Origin of the sequence: Collimonas fungivorans (assembly GCF_001584145.1) — a bacterium.
Taxonomy (GTDB): Bacteria; Pseudomonadota; Gammaproteobacteria; order Burkholderiales; family Burkholderiaceae_D; genus Collimonas; species Collimonas fungivorans.
In genome coordinates this window covers 5,449,299-5,468,476 of the sequence record NZ_CP013232.1, presented here as the reverse complement: position 1 = coordinate 5,468,476, position 19,178 = coordinate 5,449,299, and the positions used below count along the sequence as shown (strand labels likewise).

Sequence of the window (19,178 nt, the reverse complement as noted above, 5' to 3'; positions counted from 1 at the left end):
GGAGATCGATATGAGCATGACAATTCCACCACTGCCACCGATCTCAAGCACACCCGCAATGCAGGGCGGCGCCGGCGTCGTCAAGGAAAGCTCGGCGGCCGCGGCCGGGGTGACGCCGGCGCCACGCAGCGATCTGGTCGAACAATTCCGCGCCAAGTTCGAGCAAGCACGCCTTTCACCGCAAAGCGTGACGCACTTCCAGGGACCTTCCGCGGTATCGGAAATGATTACGCAGCAAGATCAAGCCATGGGGACCTTGACCGGCAAGGTCGACGCCTTCGCCGCAGGCGCCGACAAGATGAGCATGCAAGAAGTGGTGGCGCAATCGGTAAAGGTGCAGCTTGACGTTGCTACTTTGACAGCCAAGCTGTATCTCGGACAAACGCTTGCGCAAGGCAGCAAGGGCGCCATCCAGACCTTGGTCAAGAATCAATAGGAGCGCCAGATGCCACACTATCCGTCGTTGCTCCGCAAGCTCTGCATCGCTTTGCTGAGCGTCGTACTCATCAGCGGCTGCAGCGAGCAGCTGTATGCGCAACTATCCGAAGCCGACGCCAACGACATGCTGGCGGCGCTGCTCGACGCCGGCATTCCCGCATCCAAGCAGAAAGACGAAAGCGGAAAAAGCTGGGCGGTGAGAGCAGAAGAACGGGACTTTGCGCGGGCCATCAATGTGCTGCGATCGCAGGGCATGCCGCATCAGAAGCACGAAAATCTCGGCGAGATGTTCAAGAAGGATGGCTTGATCTCTACGCCTACCGAAGAGCGGGTGCGTTTTATCTACGGGGTATCGCAGCAGCTGTCGGAGGTGCTTTCCCGGATTGACGGCGTCAGTTACGCCAGTGTCCAGATCGTCCTGCCGAATAACGATCCGCTGGCCAACGAAGTCAAGCCGTCGTCGGCAGCGGTGTTTGTCAAGTATTTGCCTGGCACCGATGTCGCTTCGCTGGTGCCCAGCATCAAGAACCTGGTTGTGCATGCGGTGGAAGGGCTGACCTATGACAACGTCAGCGTGACGATGGTGGCCGGCGCCGACTTGCCAGCCGCGAGATCCCTACGCCGCAACGCCGGCGATGCCTGGCTGATTGGAGCAGGACTGCTTTTGGCGGCAATTCTGGCTGCGGCGCTGGCGTTTGCCGCCAGACGCTACGGACTGCTCCGCAAGCTGGCGCCGGGTGGCTTGCGGGCTTTGCTTTCGCGGAGCAAGCCGTCTTGAATGCCAGTGACGACATCAAGGTTAACGGTCCAAGCGAAAGTGCGCCGGCAACGCTTGCCCAGCTGCATGCCTGGATCGGCAAATACGAAACAAGGGTGGGCGAGGAGGCGGCGCGCCAGGCGCAACGTCATTGCCAGCGTTGGCGCCAGGCTTGCACTCCTGCCGCTGTCAAGATATGGCTCGCCGCGCGCGATGTCTGGCTGCCAGGTGTTGTTTCTGCCGACCAGCTGAGCCTGGGCGTCAACCGGCTTGCACTGCTGGACGCTGCCGGTTTGCGCAAGGTGTTGTCAGCTCGTGTGCTGTACCGGTCACGCGCCGGTCTGCGCCGGGTGGTGGCCCGCAGCCAGCGCGAGCAGCTGCTCGCTGCGGTTGGAGAACGCGCTCTGGAGTGTCTGCAGCGGGAGGATGCGGTTGTCGCTGCTTCTGCGCCGCCGCTGCCGGCGTCGTTCACCGCAGCGTCGCTGGCGGCCGATGGCTGGCAACTGATCCAGTCCGAGGATGCCGGGCTGGCCCCGGCGGCTGCCGCGCTGATAGCATTTGCCCTCGCCTCCGAGGAGATTGCCGACATTGCCATGGCAGAGGTCGCGGGCGGAAGCCTGGATAAACGTTGTTTGTCAGGCCAGCTTTCCGGCAATGGCGAGTCGGCGCGCTTTTTTTCGAAACTAGGATCGTTCTTCCCGGAGATGCAATGGCTATTTGGCTAAGCTCGGAACAAGCGTCCGTCGGTCCCGACGTAGACGTGATACGCAGCGCGGAACTCGCCAACGTAATAGCCCTCGATCAAGCGTATGGCGCGCTCGAACGGCGTTATGCCGGACTGCTGGTGGAAGCCGAAGCGACCGCCCAAGCCATCGTGGCAGCAGCGCAGCAACGGGCGGATACGTTGGAAACTGCGGCGCAGCGCCGCTTCGACAATAGCGCGCGTCTGGGTTACGCGGCAGGCCGCCGGCGCGGACTGGAAGAGGTGCATTCCCTCATGCTGCGCCAGGCGGCATCGCAGCACCAGCTGCTCAGCGCCGCCCGCGAGCGAATCGTGCAGATTGTTACGGGCGCCGTCGAACGCGTGCTGGGCGCCGCGGATCCCAAGGCGCTGTTTGCGCAGGTTGCCGGAACCGTCGACCGGCTCCTGGCCGATTCATCCTTTTTGACTGTACAGGTTGCTCCTCAGGACCTGGATGCCGCACGAGCAGCCTTCGGCGAAGCCTGCAGCGCCAACCAATGGGGCGTCAATCCGCAAGTTGCGGGACGCGTCGATCTGACGCCGGGCAGCTGCCTCTGCGAGTGGGACTACGGCGTGATCGACGGCAGCCTCTCCTTGCATGTCGATGCGCTGCGGCGTGCTGTTGCCGGCTTGGTTGCCGAGCCGTCTTCGCAATTCCGGCAGTTCCGCGAAGAACCTGTGCTGGAGCAGGACGAAGCGCTGGACGAACATGAAAGCATGGAATGATGGACGGATTCGACAGCTTTCTCGACACGCTGGACGCCACCCTCGATGCGACGCCAATGCTCAAGCAGCACGGCAAGGTGGTCGAAATCATAGGTACTTTACTGAAAGTGGGAGGCCTGGACGCCACGCTCGGCGAATTATGCGAGCTGCGCGAAGCCGACGGGCGCTTGGTGCAGCGCGCCGAGGTGGTCGGCTTCACCCGTCAGTTCGCGCTGCTGGCGCCGTTCGGCAGCGTAGTCGGCTTATCGCGTTCAACCCGGGTAGTCGGGCAGGGCAGGCCATTGTCGGTGCCGGTCGGTCCGGCGCTGATGGGCCGCGTGCTGGACGGCCTGGGCGAGCCGCTGGACCGGCTCGGCGCAATCGAGACCAAGGAATTCCGCTCAGTCATTGCGCCTGCGCCGGATCCGCTTACCCGCCGCATGATAGAAGAACCGCTTGACACCGGCGTGCGAGTCATCGATGGCTTGATGACGATTGGCGAAGGTCAGCGGGTCGGCATCTTCGCTCCTGCCGGGGTCGGCAAGAGTACGCTGCTCGGCATGCTGGCCCGCGGCGCGGCCTGCGATGTGAATGTGGTGGTGCTGATCGGCGAACGCGGCCGCGAAGTGCGGGAATTCATCGAACTGATTCTCGGCAAGGAGGGCATGGCCAAGAGCGTGGTGGTATGCGCGACTTCGGATCGCTCATCGATCGAGCGCGCCAAGGCCGCTTACGTAGGCACTGCGATTGCCGAGTATTTTCGCGACCAGGGCATGCGTGTGTTGCTGATGATGGATTCGCTGACGCGTTTTGCGCGGGCCCAACGTGAAATCGGCTTGTCGGCTGGCGAACCGCCGACCCGGCGCGGCTTCCCCCCCTCCATTTTTGCCGAGTTGCCGCGCTTGCTTGAACGCGCCGGCATGGGCAGCACCGGTTCGATCACGGCATTTTATACGGTGCTGGCCGAGGATGAGGAGGGGAACGATCCGGTCAGCGAAGAAGTGCGCGGCATTCTTGATGGTCACATCGTTCTGTCGCGCGCTATCGCCGCCCGTAACCACTATCCTGCGATCGACGTTCTCAACAGTTTGAGCCGGGTAATGACCCTGGTGGCGAGCAGCGCGCATTGCAACGGTGCCGGGCGGATACGCAAGCTGATGTCGAAGTTCAACGAGATCGAGCTACTTTTGCAGATCGGCGAGTATCAGCAGGGAACCGATCCGCTGGCCGACGAGGCTGTTTCGCACCATGACGCAATCGAGCAATTCCTGATCCAGAGCACGGACGAAGAGGCGCCGGGAGCGCACACCCATGCGATCGTTTCGCAATTTTCCAGCTGATGGCGTGCGATGAGCGTTGATGCCGCAAAAATATGGCGGGCAATCGTCGCCGCGCAGATGCGCCGGCAGCAGCGCGCAAAGGATGAACTCGAAGCTGCCAGGCAAGACATGCTGGCGGCCGAGGCGGTGCACGCCGCCGCAGCTGCTGAAACAGCGCAAGCCTGCGAACGCAGCCGCATCCATGAAGACGGTTTGAAAGAACTGCTCGCCGCAAGCTTGTCGGCGGCACTGTATTTAAGCCATGACGCCTGGCGCGGTCATTTGCGTGGAGAAGTCCAGGTCATGCAAGCCCGCGAACGGCAGGCGCACGACACCCTCGAAAAACAGGAACGCAAAGTTGCAATAGTGCGTACCAAGCTGGTCCGCATAGATGCTGCACTCGACAAGTGCCGGCTAAAATTGAAACAGATTGAAGACGACACCCGGCGCCGGCGCGAGGAAAACGCCGATGAGGAAGCCATTGAATCTCTGCTGGCGCGGCGTGCCTTAAGGTGAACAGCATCATTTCCGAATTCGCCGCAACGACGAAACTCCTGGAACCCTTTAAGGCAGATAACCATGAATGAATTAACGGTTCTGAGCAATACGCTGCTGTCCTTGTACACGGCCTATCACAATCTGATTGTCATGATGCTGCTCGCCGGCATGCGCATCATGATTGTATTTCTCGTATTTCCTCCTACCAGCGATCAGGCGATACCGGGCATAGCCCGCAACGGCGTCATCTATTTACTTACCTATTTCGTGACGGCAGGACAAAGTCCTGAAGCTTTTGAAAGCTTGAATAGCGCGACGCTGCTGGTCCTGACGGCAAAGGAAGCTTTTCTTGGACTGGCGTTCGGATATTCGGCTGCCACGGCATTCTGGATCGCGCAGAGCGTCGGCACGCTGATCGACGATCTGGCCGGGTTCAATAATATTCAGATGAGCAATCCGTTGCGCGGCGATCAAAGCACGCCGGTGTCGACTGTGCTGATGCAACTTGTGGTTACCTTGTTCTACGTTGGCGGCGGCATGATCTTCATACTCGGTGCTTTGTTCCAGTCATTCAAATGGTGGCCGGTAGAACAGCTTATGCCATCGCTATCGAGCACCGCCGAGGCTTTCCTGATTCAACGCACGGACTCACTCTGGACCGGCATCGCCAAACTCGGCACGCCAATCATGCTGGTGCTGGTGTTGATTGAAATTGGCATAGGCTTGATTTCCCGCGCGGCAGATAAACTTGAGCCGAACTCGCTGAGTCAGCCGCTGCGCGGCGCGGTCGGCCTGGTGATGGTCATCGCGCTGACGGCGGTGTTCGCAGGACAGGTTGTAAACGATATCAAATTTCTGGGTTTCGGCCGGGCGTTAAGCACCGGGATGGTCGGTAATTCACAAGACAAGTCGCTAGATAAATCGACGCCGGAAATTACATTGAAAAAGTGAAGATTGTTGTGGAATCAGATGTTGTTTGTTGAAATTTGCGAGGTGGCTTTCGCCTATGATGTACTGGTCGCTGGTGTCACGCATTCGGCAGCTGGCAACGGATCGTCTGATTTTTCTTGACAACCTACACTGGAGTAACGTTCATGTTTTCCACCGTCTATTTCGCGCTCTCTTCGGCGCTTTCCTTGCAAGATAAACTTCCCGCCTATTCCACCGCATTGCTTGACAGCGCATTCGATCGGGCCTATTGCCAGGTCGACGACGTGCTTGAATGCAGCCGCCGCGAGCTGACATCTGACGATATTGCACGTCTGATAGCATTGGGTGATTCGTCGCTGCTGCTTGGCCATGATGAAGATGCCGAAGAGGCATATCGTCGCGCCCAAAAACTGCTCGGAGCCAATGGCGACCGGCTGCGCATCATGTCTTGCCGAAATACCGGCTGGCAGCTGATGTTGCGCGATCGCTACAGCGCCAGCGCGAAATGTTTTACGCGCATGTGCAACGACGACGCGGCCAGCGCCAGCGATATGCTGGAAGGTTTGCTAGGAATCGCGCTGGTGCAACATCAGATCGGCCACCAGACTGCGGCGGATGACGCGCTGTTGCGTGCCACGGAGCTGGCCGATGAACATCGCCAGCCCGGCTGGCGCTTGCTGGTCGCGCTGCTGGCAAGGGAATTCGACGTGCAGTTGCAGATCCGCGGCGCTGCGACCTTGGGTGATCACGCATTCTGGACTTCTGCGCGCAGCGCCAGCATGCAGTCGGCCGGCGAGCGCGCAGCACGTATGCGTCATGTGCATGAGGAGACTGCGGTCATGTCGCCTATGCCGTTGTTGCTGCTGCAGCGCCGGGAATATCTTAATTTACTGGATCGTCTGGTGCAAGGCGACGCCAGCGCGGCGGACCGGATTTTTTTCGCAATTGACGAACCGCAACGCTTCGGCGGCGCCGGCCAGGGCTTCCTCGCCAAGCTCGACGTCATACTGGCGGCGCTGGCTGGCGGGCTCGACGACATTGCGGATCGCGTCCTGGTCAAGATCAACCGGTCTGAAGGAGAGGCAGGTACGCGGCGCTGGAATGTCGAGTATCTGTATGCCTCGTCGAAAGTCGCGGTGCGGCGTGGCAATCCGGCCCAGGCGTTGCAGTTCTATTCGAAATATGCCAGCGAGGCGTTGCGCTGCCTGCGCCTGGAGGCGGTTGAGGTGAGGCCGCTCGACAAGGTACACGGCGGGACGCACAGCGGAACGGCGGCAAGCGATGCTGTTTCGGCGCGCCTGCCGGCAAAATACCGGCGCGCATATCGCTACATTGTCGATAATCTGAACCGGGCAAATCTGAGCACGCGCGAAGTTGCCGCACATGTCGATGTCACCGAGCGCGCCTTGCAGCTGGCGTTCAAGAGATCCATCGGCGTGTCGCCCAGCAGCGTGATTCGCAGCTTGCGGCTGGACGGGGTTCGCAACGATCTGCTTGACGGCGACTGGGCCGGGGCATCGATCTTCGATACGGCCAGCCGCTGGGGCGTCAGCAGCCGCTCCGCGCTGGCCAAGGGTTATCGCAGGCAATTCAACGAGTCGCCATCCGAGACCATCTACGGCTAAATCCCGAGGCGGTTCTTCCGGGCCGCCCTTCACCCATACCTATTCCATGACAAACACTCCTATGATGTGCGGGCAAGCGTACAGCGCGGTTTCCCGCCTGCGCAAACGGCGCAACGCGCTGTGTCGAAAAATCTCCTGGGTATTGCCGCTGATTCTATGTGTGGCCGGAGCCAGCGCCGGGGCTCAGCCGCTGGTCTGGAAAAGCCAGAGATTCCAGTACGTGGCTGACCATAAAGACCTTAAGGATGTCTTGCGCGACTTCGGCGCCAGCGAAAATATCATGACCTCGATTTCCTCCCATGTCGAAGGCTCTGTGTCAGGCCGCTTCGAAAGTTCTCCGGAGCAGTTCCTGGACAAGATGGCCAATACATTCGGTTTCATCTGGTATTACGATGGCGCGGTGCTCAGTATTGCCGGCGCCAATGAGGCGCGTAACGCTACGATCAGCCTCAGGCACAGCAATGTGGCGGAACTGCGGCGCGTGCTGGCGAGCCTTGGCATCGCGGATCGGCGCTTTCCTATCCGTTACGACGGCGAAACAGGATTGGTGATTGCTTCCGGGCCGCCGCGCTATGTAGAACTGGTATCCGATGTCGCGCGCCTGATTGATCAAACTTCGGCGCCTAGCGATAAGGTTGTGGTGCAGCGGTTTCCCCTGAGCTATGCCTGGGCCACCGACCGTACCGTTACAATTGATGGCCAAGGCGTGACGGTACGCGGCGTCGCGTCGCTGCTGCGCGGTCTGTATGCAGCAAACGGCGGCAGTCAGGCAGCAGCAGGCGACGCTGCCCCGGCGCCGCGCGATACTTACCGCATGAAGAGCCTGCGCAATACCGGCAGCAATGCGGGCAACAGCGGTGGCAATGCGTTTGCCCCGGGCGCCAATGGGCGGCCGCCGGTACCGACCTTGCCCGGGCTTTCCGCCGATAATCCGCGCCAGGCTGCCGCAGACTTGCCGCCGCTCCCCGGCGGCGCCGTCGGTGGCCGTGCCGACGCTGGCACTGTTGAACGAGGCGCGGCATCCGCCGGACCGGTGATTGAAGCCGATCCGCGCAGCAATGCGATTTTCGTCCGCGACCGCGCCGAAAACATGCCGGCTTTTCAAGCGCTGATCGAATCGCTGGATCAGCGTCCCGGCGTTCTTGAAATAGATGCGACCATCATCGAGATCACCGACAATGCGCTGAAAGAGCTAGGCGTCGACTGGCGGCTGCATTCCGGCCACATGGACGTGCAGACCGGCAACGGCGCCCTGGCCCAGGCCGGAAATCCGGACTCCCTCAATCCGCAGGGTTTCGGCAACCCGGCGAATCAGACCAATAGCGGGCCGATACTTTCGACGCCGGCGGGCGGCGTCCTGACAGCAGTGATCGGCGGCGCCGGGCGTTACTTGCTGGGTCGGGTCTCGGCACTCCAGCAAAGCGACCAGGCGCGCGTCACTGCCAGCCCCAAAGTCGAGACGCTGGACAACGTCGAGGCCATCATGGACAACAAGCAAACCTTCTATGTCCCGGTGTCCGGCTACCAGTCTGCGGACCTATATAGCGTATCGGCCGGCGTATCTCTGAGGGTGTTGCCGATGATCGTGCCCACTTCAAGCACTGAGCAGATTCATCTCAACGTGCATATCGAGGACGGCCAGCTGAGCACGCAGCAGGTTGGAGCCTTGCCGATTGTCAGCAACAGCACCATCGACACGCAGGCGCTGATCAACAATGGCGAGAGTTTGCTGATTGCAGGTTACTCCGTCGACCAGGATGACCATGCAGAAACTGCCGTGCCGGGTTTGTCGAAAATCCCCTTGATTGGCGGCCTGTTCCGTTTCAAGCACCACCAGGGCCAGCGTTTCCAGCGGCTGTTCCTGCTGACGCCGCGCATCATTGCGGTGTCAGGTCCGTCCGCGTCTAGCGTTTCGACAAGTTCAGTCCACTAGCCTGTTTTTTTTTGGGGGCTTTCACGTCTTCCCCAAAATGACAGCCTTGAAATAACCGGCAAGCCCAAAAAAGATGCATCCTTCGTGCTTTCGCAGGAAGGATGCATTGTTTTATTCGAGGCAGTCACGACCTCGCGCTGCGGATGTCAGGTCAAGTAGCCAAGATCAATTGCAGATTACGCGAATGCGTGCTTCTGATGCGAAGAGCGCTCGTTGTCGGCGTTTTTCTGATTGCGGCTGACATCGGGCGCCAATAACAGAAACGGCAGGACATTCGAAGCCAGTTCCGCGATTTTTGGATTCGACGCCAGTTTTGTTTCAGCGTAATCTTCAACCTTGGAAACCACTTCGCTTTTGGCGAATTTTTCGGCGCCCTTGACCATTTCACCTACATTGCCGTGCATTGCGCCGGCCACCAGGTCGTCGATCTTGGCATTGCCGATATGCGCGGCGACCATCACCTGGCTTGCCATGTCTACCGCCAATCCTTCCGGCGTCAGGTCGGCCGCCACGGTTACCAGATCTTCACCCACTTTCATCGCATCGCCCATTGCTGCCTTCAGGTCGCCATGGGCCAGATCTTTCAGCATCTGAACCGAGCCGGTGGCGATGCCGACCGTGGAATCAGCGAGAGTCTTGACCGTCGAATCGACGCCTTTCTCGACATCGTCAGTAACCGTCTTCAGTTCTTTTTCAGCGCCGCTGACGAATTTGTCGAATCCTTTGGATATATGCAAATCGCCCATCATGCTCATTGCTATTTTTGCTTGCGATGTGGCCAGATCGGTGCCGGACTTGACTACGTCATCCGTCACTTTCAGGAAGTCTTGCAAGCCTTCCTTGAAATTGCCCTGCATTAGTGCTTCAGTCATCTTCATCGTATCTTGCAGGACGTGTTCGACATCCTTTTCCATCGTTTTGACGACGCCTTCGACGTCGTGGATAGCGGCCTTGGCTACGTGCTCGATGTCATGGCCGACCTTCTCAAAGGCGTGCTTGATTTTTGAAAAAATGCTCATAATGTTTCCCCATTAGATTGATTACCAGAATGCGAGGCATGGCCTCGCGTTTAGCGATGCGGTTAAATCATTTCCTGTGTCTTTTTCAAAGCGGCGCTCACCTCCTTGGATAAAAATTGAATTTATTGCGGCAATATGGGCCGCCATGGTGTTGAACAACCGGGGTTTCGCGTGCTTCATCTCGTCGCTGTGGCGACGATGCGTGTCGGAAGTAAGCGGCGCATGCAGCGGAAGCTGAAAATTTCGTCGCACGTCCGCATGTTCCGTTGCACAGGTTAGGTGATTTGCCGTTGCGGAGTCATCCGTAACCGCGAAGTTTGAGGCATGCATCCGAAGCAGCATTCGCTACGGCTGGGTACGGCGAGAGCTATGATTCCGGGCACGGCTTTTGTTTGCAGGCGCGAAATCGTTCTCCAGGACGAAGCGCCGGGGCTATGCGCTGCATCGTTTCGGGAACCGATCCTCAGGTTCGCTGTGGCAGAAAGAATATCGGGTGCAACTGTCAAGCTGAAAACCGTACTTGCAACGATATTTCTACTTGCTCAGGAATACTTTCTCGACTTCTTATGGCGATCGCTATGTCCTTACATCTCTCATCGCGCCAGCGCTCCGCCGGCGGCACGGCAACGGCTGTCCCGATCGCGGCCATCCTTCCCGAGGCGGATGTCGAGGCAACGATATCAGCCCTGTTTAATCCGGGCGGCGCTATTGCGCGGTTCGGCAGTGTTCGCGAGATGGCTGACCTGTTGCATGCGCGGCTCGATACCTCATGCGATGCGGCTGGCGCCAAGGGTCTCGCGGCGGGACGGCGTCTGGAATGTGTTGTGCGTAAGCTGAATCTGCTTTTCGGCAGCAACTGTGGCGCGGCGCTGGCGGCCCTGCATGGTCTGATCCTGGCGCGCAAGCCGCTTGCGGCTGCGGGGGATGCCTTTCACCTGGCGCGTATGCTGGCAGGCAGCGTCACCGGTGAAGCTGCCTTGAGTATGTTGCTTGAAGCGCCAGTGCGGGGCGTCAGGCCGGATTCATCCAGTATTCGACGCGAGGCCGAAAAGCAGGCGCTGCGGGCTGCCAACTATCTGATCGCGGTCGCTCCGCTCGATATGCCGCTGCCGCGCAATATCGATGAAACCGCCGAACTCGCGCAGCGCATGCTGCCTGCGCATGAACGCACCGAAATGGCCGAGCCATTACCAGCCGGCGCATGCCGGGCAACCATTCCCGCCAAAGCGATACTCGCTGCGATGGCGTTGGCGCGCAATCCCGGCTCCGAACTGTTGCCGCACTTGAAAATGGCTTATTTCGCGTGGTGCAACGGCTTCCATGAAGAAGGGCCAGGTACGCCGCTGGATAGCGCGAAAGAGCATTTTTTTGCGCTGTCGCGTTATACCGGACTGGTAAGCTAGTGACTATCCGCCGGATAGCAATGGTGGCTGTTCAGCCTGCCATTTGCTAATGGACTTTTTTCAGTCATCCCTGCGCTCTCGGGGATGACGTGACCGAAGAGCCGGGGCGCGTAGCCGGGTCGCCCGGCCTCACGTTCAACAGGCCGGCAATCGCCATCGAAGCAGCAACCGGCTCGACATTCAGAACGCGTTGGCCGGCGACGCTGCCGCGGTTATTTGCATCTTGCGAAAAACTGTCAATGAAACGCGTGGTTCAGCGCACGATGGCCGGCGCCACAAAAGTGCCGCGCCCGTGTCCGCTGTAAATTATGCCGCGCTCCTCCATATAGCGCACCGCCTTGCGGACGGTGTCGCGACTGCCGTTCGATCAGCGGGTGACGCTGGAGATGACGTATTAGATGGGGTACTCGCAGGAAGAGATCGCCGAGATCATGGAATGTCCCGTCAGCACAATAAAATCCAGGCTGTACTCGCCGCTATCCCGAGGTTCACGAGGCAATGCCCGCGCGGCGTAAACCCATTTCATAAATAAGCCCCGTGCAAAACAACGCGATGCACAGGGCATTTCCTCAGTGACGAACAAAGTCGATCAGCTCCAGGTTGGGTTCCCTGACGCCTAAATGACGCAGCATCGTCAGTTCTTCGCGGGACAGCGGCCCGATTTGGAAATACGGTCCGCCGTGCAGATGGACGCCGCTCAATTTGGTGTGAATCGCGCAGTCGTTGATCGGGATTTCAATTGCGCCGGCGCCGGGTTTGGATACCTTCAAAATGTTGCCCGACAGCGTCGCGAAAAGAGCGGTAGTGTGATTTGCGTGCATGATTTCCTCTGGTTAGGTTATGTCGCGGTTGCCAAGCCAGCCTGGCTGTCGCTCCAGAATTGCATGGAGCTTTCCGGCTTTCCAACAACCTCGCACGGCAAATAGTCACTTCATTTTCTTCCCGCGGCCCTGCTTCTGCCGAATCTTTATTGCGAGATACGAAGCCTTGCAAATGGCGGCTTTGCGCCTGGTTCTCGTTTCCAATGCAAATTGAAATTTTCTTAAATCATTAACTTAATTTCAAAATACCGTCTCGGTGTCTGTTCGCCCATGGCCACCTTACTTCGTGCCTTGCAGAGATCGGCATGGCCGTATGTTGCACCATGCGAACGAAATAAAAATTTCCAAAAGGAAATATCGCCCGAGAGGCGAGACTATTTGACAGGAAATCCCGACCCAGAATCTTGACGGTCTTTTATGGAGGATCAGAAATGCGTGTACAAAACCAGTCACAACCCACGATCGCACCCGAGAATACTGAAAATACCCAGAATGCTGGAACGAGTACCAGCGGTTCCAGCCGAAGGTCGGGATCGCGTAGCCCGATTCCGCATTCGGGCGAATTGACGCCGCGTGCAGGGTCGAATACCGGCGGCAACCGACATTCGGTGTCCTCCAGCACAGGCCATGAAGGAAGAGAGGAAAGCGCCGGGATAACGGTGTCTTCCAGCATAGGATTTGAGGGACGCACGGAAAGCGGCAGGCGCACCTCGGCATCGTCAAGCAGGAGCGGCAGCGGGCGGGCCACGGTTGGTTCGTCGACACGGCATTACAGCGGAGAACTGCATCTCGACCTTCTCTCCACCAAAGGGGAAAAAATCATTTCCGCGGAACAGTTGGCGCTGTCCCGAATCGGCGGTTCTCCAATTGCGGAAGGTTCTCCGCTGCCGCTGATTCCGAAAAATGGCGGCAGCAAGAAGACGCTAGCCACCATTTTATCCGGGAGACTTTTCGGTTCGTCCTCAACTCCGAAGGCACATCTTTCCTCTACCGCAGAAAGTTCGGCAATGGCTGGGGCGGGCCATATTGCAATCGAAATGGGAGACATGCGTGCAGGCGAGGCTGAACCGAGCGCGCCGCTGGATGTGGCTAACGTCCAGTCAGGAGAGGTAGTAATTCCGATTCCGAACAAGGAAGCCATCTCGGCGCAACTGCTCGACATATTTGCGCCGCACATTAATGAACGCAACCTTGAAGCTTTCGCATTGTTGATCGACGAACGAGCAAACCGGCTCGATGAAAAAGGCGAAACGCCGGCGACTATCCATCAGATCCTGTCAAAAGGAACTAACATGGATCGCGTTGCGCAAGCTTCTGTTGGTTTCGTCAGATCAGTCCCGTTCGGGATCGCATCAAGATTGATGGACGTCAAGCAGGTATTGACCGCAGCCGCGAAGACCCCGGCGCAAGTCGGTGCAGTTGTCGGCGCGTTTTCTGGCGCCGCGGATACCGTGGGCGCAACAATTCTGGAAAAATCCACCAGCAACACCCAATGGATGAAAGTGGATGCGGAACAGCTGGAGCCGGTGATGGCCGAAGCAAAAGGGGCAACTGGCAATCTGCTGAAGCAGGCTCTCGAAATTTCGGTTTCGTTTCAGACCTATACCGGACGCAACATCTTGCGAAATACCGTGGTTCCGACAGTTGTCAAGAAAGCCGGTGTGGCTGCGGCTGCCGAGGTTGACTCCTGGATAGCCGCTGCCGGAGGCCCTGTCGCCGGTGCTGCTGCCTATGCCGCCATGAATGCGTTCAATGAAAAGAAGCATCGTGTGGGCCCTGAATATCTGCTCGGCCGTCCTGATTGGGAAGAGCATTTCGATAGTCTGAAAAATGCCACATGGACCGATGCCGGCGCCAATGGATTGAAGCGTGCCGCCAGATTGCCCGTCGATATTGCCCTGGGCACGCTCAGCGGCGCACGCGAACTGTTCACCGCCAAGCGTTTGTTGACGAACGGTGTGCTGACAGGTGGCTTTGCCGGCGTCTCTGCAGCGAAAACCGCAGCCGGAATCGCCGCGAAAAAGGCGGGAATGAGTCCCACCGGCATCTCCGCCATCAAGGAAACTGTCGGGACGCTCGCCAGCGCACCGGTATTTGCAGCATGGACGATGACCGATGTTCTCGCGGATACCGCAATTGGTAAAGCCGGCGAAGCAGCGAATAAGCTTGGCAACATGATTCATCAATCCGATCCGCCTGGGACCGCAGGAGCGGAGTACCACGCGATAGAGATGCCGGAAGACAATCACGGACCGACAGCATAGTCCTGATTTTCGATTCATCTTTGGAGTCCATCAATCCGATTAACTATGTTTGGGGGCGCGACCAAAAGTCACGTCTTCAATTTCCTCATGACTATCGATCGAATCAGGTCTCCATCGCCTTTGCATGTCGAAGCCACCTCCAGCCATACCGATGTGCAATCCGGGAGCGCGACCAGGGTCCGCGAGCGTTCATCCGAGTCCGCGGCAAGCGTAGCGGGCCCGCCGGCCAGCTATATCCAGCGAGGCGTCACGGCCATCTTTTTCCTTTGCGCCGCGCAACCATCTGCGGGCGCCGGCGCAGCGCCGTTCGGCCTGAGTGATTCGGCAAAGATTCCTAAGACGCTGACCACCTGGAGCTGGAATGCGCAAGCCTACGCTGCCTACTCATGCAGCGATGTTGAAAGGCCCGAGCCTGGATTCCATGCGGACATAAAAGCCGGAGTTGTCGCCCGAGTTGCAGAAAAACATTACCCAGGCGGTACCCGATTACACCATCGAATCGCAATCTTTTCATTATCCGCTGCGCTGGGAAACCACCGGGCAGGCCAAGCATCAGCCAGTGGTGCCAGGCATCGATTTTGTCTACAACATCATGAACAAGCCGGGCAATACCGATGGTCCGTCAAGCAGCCATCGCATGGGCGGGGAAAAGCATTTCGATCCGATCGAGGCTAGCCGGATCGACATCAACAAGACTTACGACAAGGTGTCGCTGTTTGCAGAGCCGGCCGTCATGATAGGCGTCGGCGACGACGGGTTTTATGCGATTCGCAGCCAGGATGGCAAGCACACGGCGATTAAAATGGATGGCAGCGGAGAGGGCCACAGCGCCGGCAATCTATTGCATGTGTTTCACCGCGCCGCCTATGCCGGCGACAGGCAGTACAAGGTAGCGACCGCAGCGGACGGCAGCAGCCGCCTGTCGGCCGGCAAGGCGGAAAAAAATACGGTTGACCAGTTGCTGACCAAACTCAAGGGTTTTGCGCAAACCTCTTCCTACATGGTGCGGGAACAAGCTTTAGCGGATAAATTCACAGAGCTCGGCGGCAATCCGGTTGCGCCGGCGGACGACATGGCAGCATCAGGAAAGCAAAAAACCTGATGCGGCGGCATGCGCTTCCAGATTTTTTCTCTCCAGGAGAAATGCCGAATATCCAGTTGATGCTAAGCCGCATTCCCGGTTTCGTTTCGCAATCCCTGCATTCGTGCTTGCATGCCGGTTGCGATCTCAATCTGCGATCTTTGAGTTTCATCTAACTCTTGGAGATTTATATGGGATCCCATTCCGTAACACATTCACCGCCTCCCACACACACACCTGATACGCACAAACCTGATAATGCGCATAAACCTGACAAAACGGACAATTCCAAAAAAGATAAAAAAAAGGATGATTCCAGTAACGCGGATCAGGACCAGCTGAATTCACTGATAGTTCAATTCGCCATCTCTATCATGCAAAAATCGATACAGCAATCGAAAGAGATAAATGCGGATCTCAAGTCGGAGGACTCCGATGCGTTTTGACGGCGTCCATTCGAGACCGTATCGCCAGGTTGAATTCACTTCGATCTTCGACGAGATGACGCGGTTCGAAACCGAGCAACGGAAGTGTCGCGCCGGCGACGATCGCGTGCTGTTCATTGAGCATGGCGATCGGCTGAAAAATCGGCTGAGAAGCAAGAGTGCCGATGGCAAGATCGCCATCTGAACTGGACCGGCAGGTGACCTGGCGCGATAGCGGTCGCGTCACCTGTTTTTTTCATTCCAGTTTCATCGAAGTACATGACAGCGCAGGTCAATCGTGAAGACAAAAAAAAATTATGCTGCCCGCCGCATCGGCTGGATCGTATTGTCCGGCCTGGCGGCGATGCTGCTGCCGACGGACGTTGCGCGCGCCGATTGCTTCGACGACGCGGCAATCTACCATGGCGTGAATCCGACCATATTGCGGGCGATTGCCTGGCAAGAATCGAATAACAAGGCTGATGCGATTCATGTCAATTCGAACGGCTCTATCGACTATGGCGTCATGCAGATCAACTCGGTTCATCTTGCCGAACTTGCCAAGTATGGCGTTCGCCGGCAGACCCTGCTGCAACCTTGCCAGAACGTTTACATCGCGGCCTGGCATCTGCGGCGGATGGTAAGCAAATACGGCAACAACTGGAAGGCGGTCGGGGCCTATCATTCGGAGCAGATGCTGGAACGCGACGGCTATGCGCAACGCATCCAGCGCATCGTCGCCGCCTGGAGCGATATTCCGCCAGCCGCCTCGAACCGGCACGGCGCAGCCGATCAAAAATAAAACGTGAAACCATAGTTCTAAAAAAGACAGAGGAGAATTGGTATGAGTGCTGTAATTTCAATTAGTGAAAACAGCGTACGCGCGTCTCGAATCGCGACAGAATGCAGAAAACTGCGCGAATATATTCATCAGCGTCTAAATGATGCCGACGAATTTTCCAGCCTGGCGGAACAACAAGAATTTCTCTTTGAAATGGTTCCGGCGCTGCGCGGCGAAATTCAAGGGATGCTCACGCCGGCAATGGGCGCGAGGTTGCAGGCCGCCGGTTTAGACGTCGATTGGGAGACCGGAGCCGAGGTAGAAGGAGAATTGACGGACGACGGGAATAGCATCCGCTGCGAAATCATGGACAGTTTCAGCGGTAACGCTGAACTCGAGCGAGCATGCGAAATGTGGTTGCTGGTCCGATACGGAGCGTACCGTCTGCGCAAGGAGTTCCAGACATTGCAAGTACACTGCGCAATCGAGCGTTTGCCGTATTCGCCCGAGCTGGACGGCAGATATCCTTTTCGCGATGCCGAATCCCGGCCCATAATGATCCGAAAAATATGGCAATCGAAAGCCACAGCGTCGGGACAAATATATTCGCCCGATGCAGTTTGGCCATCGATCGACCCGTTGACCACTGCGCAGGCGAGAATGGCACGTTATCATTCGATGATTCAATGCCGGCTTGTCGAATCCAGTGACCTGCAGGACCCAAGGGAGTCGAGTCTGGTCGGCGAAAGAGGCGTTTTCGCGATCCGTCCGTTGCAGAAAGGGGAGTGCGTCGGGGTTTACGGCGGCCGCCTGATGACGCCGGCGATGTATTTCATGTTGCGTTCCGACTCGTTTGCAATTTCGTCGATCAGCGGTAATGCAGTGTCGTTCCTGGATGGCGAAAATATCCTGGCGATGATGAACACTTCCCTTGAATATGACGAATCCGGCCATTGCATCAGGCAATCGCCCGACGCTTACAACGTCGAGCCGGTGGTTTTTGACGTCGAGTCGGATATCGGCGGAAAATTTTCGATTCGTGCTTTTTTTTCCACTCGCGATATTCCAGCAGGAGCAGAACTTAGGTGGAACTACAGATATTCCGATGACATGGTTCGTCAGGTTTTCGGAAAGCTGCTGTAGTCCAGGTTGGTCTGCGTTCAGTGCGGCTTGCCGGAAAGCCAGATCGAGTGGTGGACACGAATGCCCCAGTCATTCTTAACTTCGTGGCATTACTCAATACCGCTCGAAACCTATCGGTGATTCACAGCGGCCGCTATGTGGATGTGCCGCACTTCGCGGGCAAGTTCGGCGTTGAGCGTATTGATCGAGAAAATGGGGCTTAACGCCGCCATCTTGCGCCCAGCCTGCTTTATGGGCAACGACATCACGATGATCAAGGATGACGCCCCTTCGTTCTTATCGCGACTTTGTTTCCGAGATCGTGACTTCAGCCTAACGGTGTTTGAGGGTCAGAGGATTACTGGAATGCTTTGACCCTCACTCTCTGCTTGAACACCGACCGAAAGTTGTTCTGGAGCGGATCTCTCAGCCTGTTGCAGGTCCGGAGAAATCTCAAGCTTGTAGCCTAGTGCATACACCGTCCTCAGGCTGGCCCCGGCTGCCGTAGACGACAGGCCTAGTTTCTTGCGCAGCTTGTAAATATGCTGTTCCAGCGAGCGAGCCGCAACTTCTTCTGAATTTCCCCAGACGCTGGTAATGATCTGAGACCGGCTCAGGAATTTTCCTGGATTGGAGAACAGTAGCCATACGATGGAGAATTCACGCGGAGTGAGGCCGACTTCGGTGCCGTTGCAGATAACCATGTCGCTTCCGCGATTCAGTACATAACCGCCGATCTGTATTCTGTCGACACGGGTGCAATGGGCCAGACGCCGCAGGGCGACACATACCCTCAGCCCGATCTGATCGATGTCTGCTCGGTTGACAACATCGTGTGCGCCTGCTTCGATCCAATCCTGCATCACGTTCCACGTCAGGAGCGAGGTCAATATGATCGCCGGTGTGTAAAAATCAGCGTTGCAGGTGCGCCATGAAAGCAGGCTGCTGGCCAGTTCGACAGTGTTCCTGGCGTCAAGCAGCACCAGGTCATAGATGATGGTACGCATTGCGCGCAGTATCAGCAGCTCAGTACAGTAAGCGTCTATGGTGATTGAATACTGCTCAAAGTATTGCGCCAGTTTTTGCGCTAAAACCGAATCGTCAGTCAAAATTGCAAATCGCATGCCTAATCCTCAATCGGAATCACCCTGAAAGGGTGATTGAGCATTTTTGAAATTTTCTGCTGCTGGAGAACCGGCTGCAGACGCTGGGTGATTTATCGAACGTCTGTCTTTTTTTGCCCCGCCACGATCGTTTATGGCGAAGGCAATATTCAAGAACAAAGTTGTTTTCTCTCAGTGAGTACCATTTCATG

General features: G+C 57.5%; 20 protein-coding genes. 16 read left to right on the top strand and 4 right to left on the bottom strand.

The window, feature by feature from the left end; translation table 11 throughout:
• Positions 1–10 precede the first annotated feature (10 nt).
• The 9 genes from CFter6_RS24100 to sctC all read left to right on the top strand — a co-directional run bounded on the left by CFter6_RS24100 (position 11) and on the right by sctC (position 8,947).
• The gene (locus CFter6_RS24100) at positions 11–436 is read left to right on the top strand and encodes a hypothetical protein (protein WP_082814967.1); all 426 of its coding nucleotides are present in this window, start codon (positions 11–13) and stop codon (positions 434–436) included.
• 9 nt (positions 437–445) lie between these two features.
• Positions 446–1,216, top strand: a complete 771-nt coding sequence (gene sctJ / locus CFter6_RS24095; protein ID WP_014008312.1) for a type III secretion system inner membrane ring lipoprotein SctJ — start codon at positions 446–448, stop codon at positions 1,214–1,216.
• Complete coding sequence (locus tag CFter6_RS24090) at positions 1,213–1,920, top strand: type III secretion protein HrpB4 (RefSeq protein WP_061542046.1); 708 nt, start codon at positions 1,213–1,215, stop codon at positions 1,918–1,920. The genes sctJ and CFter6_RS24090 overlap by 4 nt, the downstream gene beginning before the upstream one ends.
• The gene (sctL, locus tag CFter6_RS24085) at positions 1,905–2,663 is read left to right on the top strand and encodes a type III secretion system stator protein SctL (protein WP_082814966.1); all 759 of its coding nucleotides are present in this window, start codon (positions 1,905–1,907) and stop codon (positions 2,661–2,663) included. The genes CFter6_RS24090 and sctL overlap by 16 nt, the downstream gene beginning before the upstream one ends.
• Positions 2,660–3,982 (top strand): type III secretion system ATPase SctN, encoded by a 1,323-nt coding sequence (gene sctN / locus CFter6_RS24080; protein ID WP_150118859.1) that lies wholly within the window; start codon positions 2,660–2,662, stop codon positions 3,980–3,982. The genes sctL and sctN overlap by 4 nt, the downstream gene beginning before the upstream one ends.
• Positions 3,983–3,991: 9 nt before the next feature.
• Complete coding sequence (locus CFter6_RS24075; protein WP_061542044.1) at positions 3,992–4,477, top strand: hypothetical protein; 486 nt, start codon at positions 3,992–3,994, stop codon at positions 4,475–4,477.
• A gap of 63 nt (positions 4,478–4,540) precedes the next feature.
• Positions 4,541–5,410: a type III secretion system export apparatus subunit SctT gene (gene sctT, locus CFter6_RS24070; protein WP_061542043.1), complete on the top strand. Its 870-nt coding sequence runs from the start codon at positions 4,541–4,543 to the stop codon at positions 5,408–5,410.
• Between the two features lie 143 nt (positions 5,411–5,553).
• The gene (locus tag CFter6_RS26600; protein ID WP_061542042.1) at positions 5,554–7,014 is read left to right on the top strand and encodes a helix-turn-helix transcriptional regulator; all 1,461 of its coding nucleotides are present in this window, start codon (positions 5,554–5,556) and stop codon (positions 7,012–7,014) included.
• A gap of 46 nt (positions 7,015–7,060) precedes the next feature.
• Positions 7,061–8,947 carry a type III secretion system outer membrane ring subunit SctC gene (gene sctC / locus CFter6_RS24060; RefSeq protein WP_236904468.1) on the top strand — a complete coding sequence of 629 codons (1,887 nt, stop codon included), beginning with the start codon at positions 7,061–7,063 and terminating at the stop codon, positions 8,945–8,947.
• 176 nt (positions 8,948–9,123) lie between these two features.
• Here sctC and CFter6_RS24055 read toward each other — a convergent pair whose 3' ends face one another.
• Complete coding sequence (locus tag CFter6_RS24055) at positions 9,124–9,966, bottom strand: hypothetical protein (RefSeq protein ID WP_014008303.1); 843 nt, start codon at positions 9,964–9,966, stop codon at positions 9,124–9,126.
• A gap of 566 nt (positions 9,967–10,532) precedes the next feature.
• On the opposite strand from CFter6_RS24055, the gene CFter6_RS24050 reads away from it, so the two are divergent.
• Both CFter6_RS24050 and CFter6_RS27015 read left to right on the top strand, forming a co-directional pair.
• On the top strand, positions 10,533–11,369 hold the full coding sequence (locus CFter6_RS24050) for a hypothetical protein (RefSeq protein ID WP_061542041.1): 837 nt from the start codon (positions 10,533–10,535) through the stop codon (positions 11,367–11,369).
• A gap of 398 nt (positions 11,370–11,767) precedes the next feature.
• Positions 11,768–11,884, top strand: a complete 117-nt coding sequence (locus CFter6_RS27015) for a sigma factor-like helix-turn-helix DNA-binding protein (protein ID WP_150118858.1) — start codon at positions 11,768–11,770, stop codon at positions 11,882–11,884.
• 54 nt (positions 11,885–11,938) lie between these two features.
• On the opposite strand, the gene CFter6_RS24045 is transcribed toward CFter6_RS27015, so the two are convergent.
• Positions 11,939–12,190 (bottom strand): hypothetical protein, encoded by a 252-nt coding sequence (locus CFter6_RS24045; RefSeq protein WP_061542040.1) that lies wholly within the window; start codon positions 12,188–12,190, stop codon positions 11,939–11,941.
• A gap of 431 nt (positions 12,191–12,621) precedes the next feature.
• Between CFter6_RS24045 and CFter6_RS24040 the strand changes: the two genes are divergently transcribed.
• The 5 genes from CFter6_RS24040 (at position 12,622) to CFter6_RS24015 (ending at position 17,884) form a co-directional block, all read left to right on the top strand.
• Positions 12,622–14,454: a hypothetical protein gene (locus CFter6_RS24040; RefSeq protein ID WP_150118857.1), complete on the top strand. Its 1,833-nt coding sequence runs from the start codon at positions 12,622–12,624 to the stop codon at positions 14,452–14,454.
• A 454-nt stretch (positions 14,455–14,908) separates the two neighbouring features.
• Entirely contained in the window at positions 14,909–15,556 is a 648-nt protein-coding gene (locus tag CFter6_RS24035) for a hypothetical protein (RefSeq protein ID WP_061542038.1), read from the top strand.
• A gap of 414 nt (positions 15,557–15,970) precedes the next feature.
• Positions 15,971–16,165, top strand: coding sequence for a hypothetical protein (locus CFter6_RS24025; protein ID WP_061542036.1), 195 nt, complete (start codon positions 15,971–15,973; stop codon positions 16,163–16,165).
• 159 nt (positions 16,166–16,324) lie between these two features.
• On the top strand, positions 16,325–16,762 hold the full coding sequence (locus CFter6_RS24020) for a lytic transglycosylase domain-containing protein (RefSeq protein ID WP_061542557.1): 438 nt from the start codon (positions 16,325–16,327) through the stop codon (positions 16,760–16,762).
• A 42-nt stretch (positions 16,763–16,804) separates the two neighbouring features.
• Positions 16,805–17,884, top strand: a complete 1,080-nt coding sequence (locus tag CFter6_RS24015) for an SET domain-containing protein (RefSeq protein WP_150118856.1) — start codon at positions 16,805–16,807, stop codon at positions 17,882–17,884.
• A 110-nt stretch (positions 17,885–17,994) separates the two neighbouring features.
• Here the strand turns inward: CFter6_RS24015 and CFter6_RS26865 are convergent, their stop codons facing one another.
• Together CFter6_RS26865 and CFter6_RS24010 are read right to left on the bottom strand one after the other, a co-directional pair.
• On the bottom strand, positions 17,995–18,141 hold the full coding sequence (locus CFter6_RS26865; RefSeq protein ID WP_167351435.1) for a hypothetical protein: 147 nt from the start codon (positions 18,139–18,141) through the stop codon (positions 17,995–17,997).
• A 72-nt stretch (positions 18,142–18,213) separates the two neighbouring features.
• Positions 18,214–18,987, bottom strand: coding sequence for a response regulator transcription factor (locus tag CFter6_RS24010; RefSeq protein WP_061542034.1), 774 nt, complete (start codon positions 18,985–18,987; stop codon positions 18,214–18,216).
• Positions 18,988–19,178: the final 191 nt, after the last annotated feature.

Bases quoted from the DNA above. Each gene is read 5' to 3' on its own strand.
- CFter6_RS24100 (WP_082814967.1), top strand. From the start codon at position 11: ATGAGCATGACAATTCCACCACTGCCACCGATCTCAAGCACACCCGCA.
- sctJ (WP_014008312.1), top strand. From the start codon at position 446: ATGCCACACTATCCGTCGTTGCTCCGCAAGCTCTGCATCGCTTTGCTG.
- sctL (WP_082814966.1), top strand. From the start codon at position 1,905: ATGGCTATTTGGCTAAGCTCGGAACAAGCGTCCGTCGGTCCCGACGTA.
- sctN (WP_150118859.1), top strand. From the start codon at position 2,660: ATGATGGACGGATTCGACAGCTTTCTCGACACGCTGGACGCCACCCTC.
- CFter6_RS24075 (WP_061542044.1), top strand. From the start codon at position 3,992: ATGAGCGTTGATGCCGCAAAAATATGGCGGGCAATCGTCGCCGCGCAG.
- sctT (WP_061542043.1), top strand. From the start codon at position 4,541: ATGAATGAATTAACGGTTCTGAGCAATACGCTGCTGTCCTTGTACACG.
- CFter6_RS26600 (WP_061542042.1), top strand. From the start codon at position 5,554: ATGTTTTCCACCGTCTATTTCGCGCTCTCTTCGGCGCTTTCCTTGCAA.
- sctC (WP_236904468.1), top strand. From the start codon at position 7,061: ATGACAAACACTCCTATGATGTGCGGGCAAGCGTACAGCGCGGTTTCC.
- CFter6_RS24055 (WP_014008303.1), bottom strand. From the start codon at position 9,966: ATGAGCATTTTTTCAAAAATCAAGCACGCCTTTGAGAAGGTCGGCCAT.
- CFter6_RS24050 (WP_061542041.1), top strand. From the start codon at position 10,533: ATGGCGATCGCTATGTCCTTACATCTCTCATCGCGCCAGCGCTCCGCC.
- CFter6_RS27015 (WP_150118858.1), top strand. From the start codon at position 11,768: ATGGGGTACTCGCAGGAAGAGATCGCCGAGATCATGGAATGTCCCGTC.
- CFter6_RS24045 (WP_061542040.1), bottom strand. From the start codon at position 12,190: ATGCACGCAAATCACACTACCGCTCTTTTCGCGACGCTGTCGGGCAAC.
- CFter6_RS24040 (WP_150118857.1), top strand. From the start codon at position 12,622: ATGCGTGTACAAAACCAGTCACAACCCACGATCGCACCCGAGAATACT.
- CFter6_RS24025 (WP_061542036.1), top strand. From the start codon at position 15,971: ATGCGTTTTGACGGCGTCCATTCGAGACCGTATCGCCAGGTTGAATTC.
- CFter6_RS24020 (WP_061542557.1), top strand. From the start codon at position 16,325: ATGCTGCTGCCGACGGACGTTGCGCGCGCCGATTGCTTCGACGACGCG.
- CFter6_RS24015 (WP_150118856.1), top strand. From the start codon at position 16,805: ATGAGTGCTGTAATTTCAATTAGTGAAAACAGCGTACGCGCGTCTCGA.
- CFter6_RS24010 (WP_061542034.1), bottom strand. From the start codon at position 18,987: ATGCGATTTGCAATTTTGACTGACGATTCGGTTTTAGCGCAAAAACTG.